Below are 2,257 nucleotides of genomic sequence, written 5' to 3'. Positions count from 1 at the left end.
GGAGCGGGTACCCGTGCGGCATGCCCGGCTCCTGGGGGCACTCCACCGGCGCCAAAAAAACACGGCGGCCCGCCGCAATCTTTTTTTTTTTTTATCGGTGGCCAGCACGTCCCGGGTCCCGGTGAACACCGTCAGCGGCGCCAGCCCCTCGAAGGAGCCGCTGCAGCGGGCTCACCCGGGGGTCGTCCGCCGCGAGGGTCCCCGCGTACAGCCGTCCCGCCTCGGCCAGTCCCGCCCGGGCCAGCACCGGATCGGCCGCCTCCAGCGCGGCCTGGCCCGGGTGGCTCATGCTCACGTCGAGCCAGGGGGAGATCAGCACGATCCGCGACGGCTGGGCCCCGGTCCGCTCCCGCAGCCGCTGCGCGGCGGCCAGCGCCAGCCCGGCGCCCGCGGAGTCCCCGATCAGCACCGTCCCGCCGGCGCCGCCGCTCTCGATCAGACCGCTCAGCAGGTCGGCGGCCACCGGGACGTTCCGGTCGGCGGTGCCGCGCGGGGCGAGCACGTACGCCGGGACCACCACCCGGGCCCGGGCCCGCGTCACCAGGGTCCGGATCAGCGACCAGTGCGGCCGGACCAGCTCGCCGATGTACGCCCCGCCGTGCACGTACAGCACCCGCGCCACGGGCTCCTGCCCGCGCGGCGAGGCGTCGTACACCGGCCAGGCCCCGACGAAGGTCCGCGACAGTTCCGCGACCCGGCCCAGCGAGCGCGGCGGCAGATGCGAGGCGGGCCTGCGGGCCGCCTGGGCCACGGTCGCCCGGACCGCTTCGGCCGTCGCGAACCGTCTTCGCCGCCCCGTCGCCACCAGTGCGGCCGAAAGCGCCCTGCTGCGCAGACTCGGCACGCCCCTCACCTCCCCTTTTCCCCGGTGACGGACCATAGCGCGGCTTCCGCCCCCGGGCCCCGTCCCCGTCCAGGGAGGAGCATAGGCGTGAAGCTGCGCTGTCGACCCGCTTAAGAAAGTCTCGATGGACTGATCACCGCGACGATCGGCAGATTGGTGCCCGTCACCAACGCCACCCGCGTACCGGCGGGAGCGGCAACACCCTTCGCACGCCTGGAGCCACCGCCATGAAGGCACTCGTCAAGCACAAGGCCGAGCCCGGGCTGTGGCTCATGGACGTCCCCGAGCCCGAGTACGGCCCCGGCGACGTGCTGATCAAGGTGCTGCGGACCGGCATCTGCGGCACCGACCTGCACATCCGCGCCTGGGACGGCTGGGCGCAGGGCGCCGTCAAGACCCCGCTCGTGCTCGGCCACGAGTTCGTGGGCGAGGTCGCGGCGGTCGGCGCGGACGTCCGCGACATCGAGACCGGCGCCCTGGTCAGCGGCGAGGGCCACCTGGTGTGCGGCAAGTGCCGCAACTGCCTGGCAGGCCGCCGGCACCTGTGCCGCTCCACCATCGGGCTCGGGGTCGGCCGCGACGGCGCCTTCGCCGAGTACGTGGTCCTGCCCGCGCAGAACGTGTGGGTGCACCGGACCGCCGTGGACCTGGACGTCGCGGCCATCTTCGACCCCTTCGGCAACGCCGTGCACACCGCGCTGTCCTTCCCGCTCGTCGGCGAGGACGTCCTGATCACGGGCGCGGGCCCGATCGGCATCATGGCGGCGGCCGTCGCCAAGCACGCCGGCGCGCGGAACGTGGTCATCACCGACGTCAGCCCCGAGCGGCTGGAGATCGCCCGCAAGGCGGGCGCCACGCTCGCGGTGAACGTCGCCGAGTCCTCCATCGCCGAGGCGCAGACGCGGCTGGGGCTGCGCGAGGGCTTCGACGTCGGCCTGGAGATGTCGGGCCGCGCGGAGGCGATGCGCGACATGATCGACAACATGACGCACGGCGGCAGGATCGCGATGCTCGGCCTGCCGGCCCAGGAGTTCCCGGTGGACTGGGCGAAGGTCGTCACGTCGATGATCACCATCAAGGGGATCTACGGCCGCGAGATGTTCGAGACCTGGTACGCGATGACGGTGCTGCTGGAGGGCGGGCTCGACCTGTCCCCGGTCATCACCGGCCGCTACTCGCACCGCGACTTCCAGGCCGCCTTCGACGAGGCCGCGACCGCCCGCAGCGGCAAGATCATCCTCGACTGGACCGCGTAACCCCTCCGGGGGTACCCGGCGCCGGGCCCCTGCCCGGGCCCGGAGTCCGGCCCCCTGGGCGGGTCCCCGCTCCGGGCCCGGATCCAGGATCCGGACGGGACCCGGCCCGGGACCCGGCTCGGGACACTGGGCGGGGCCCTGGCTCGGGACTCCGGGG

General features: G+C 73.8%; 2 protein-coding genes. One reads left to right on the top strand and one right to left on the bottom strand.

Annotation, left to right across the window (positions count from 1 at the left end):
• Window positions 1–91: 91 nt before the first annotated feature.
• Window positions 92–844, bottom strand: a complete 753-nt coding sequence (locus tag SSNG_RS03995; RefSeq protein ID WP_165364967.1) for an alpha/beta hydrolase fold domain-containing protein — start codon at window positions 842–844, stop codon at window positions 92–94.
• 227 nt (window positions 845–1,071) lie between these two features.
• On the opposite strand from SSNG_RS03995, the gene tdh reads away from it, so the two are divergent.
• Complete coding sequence (gene tdh, locus SSNG_RS03990) at window positions 1,072–2,100, top strand: L-threonine 3-dehydrogenase (protein WP_007262513.1); 1,029 nt, start codon at window positions 1,072–1,074, stop codon at window positions 2,098–2,100.
• The last annotated feature ends 157 nt before the right edge of the window (window positions 2,101–2,257 follow it).

The sequence above is a fragment of the Streptomyces sp. C genome (assembly GCF_000158895.1).
GTDB classification, from domain to species: domain Bacteria; phylum Actinomycetota; class Actinomycetes; order Streptomycetales; family Streptomycetaceae; genus Streptomyces; species Streptomyces racemochromogenes.
Note: the sequence above shows the minus strand (reverse complement) of the source record. Positions and strands in the feature narration are given on the sequence as shown.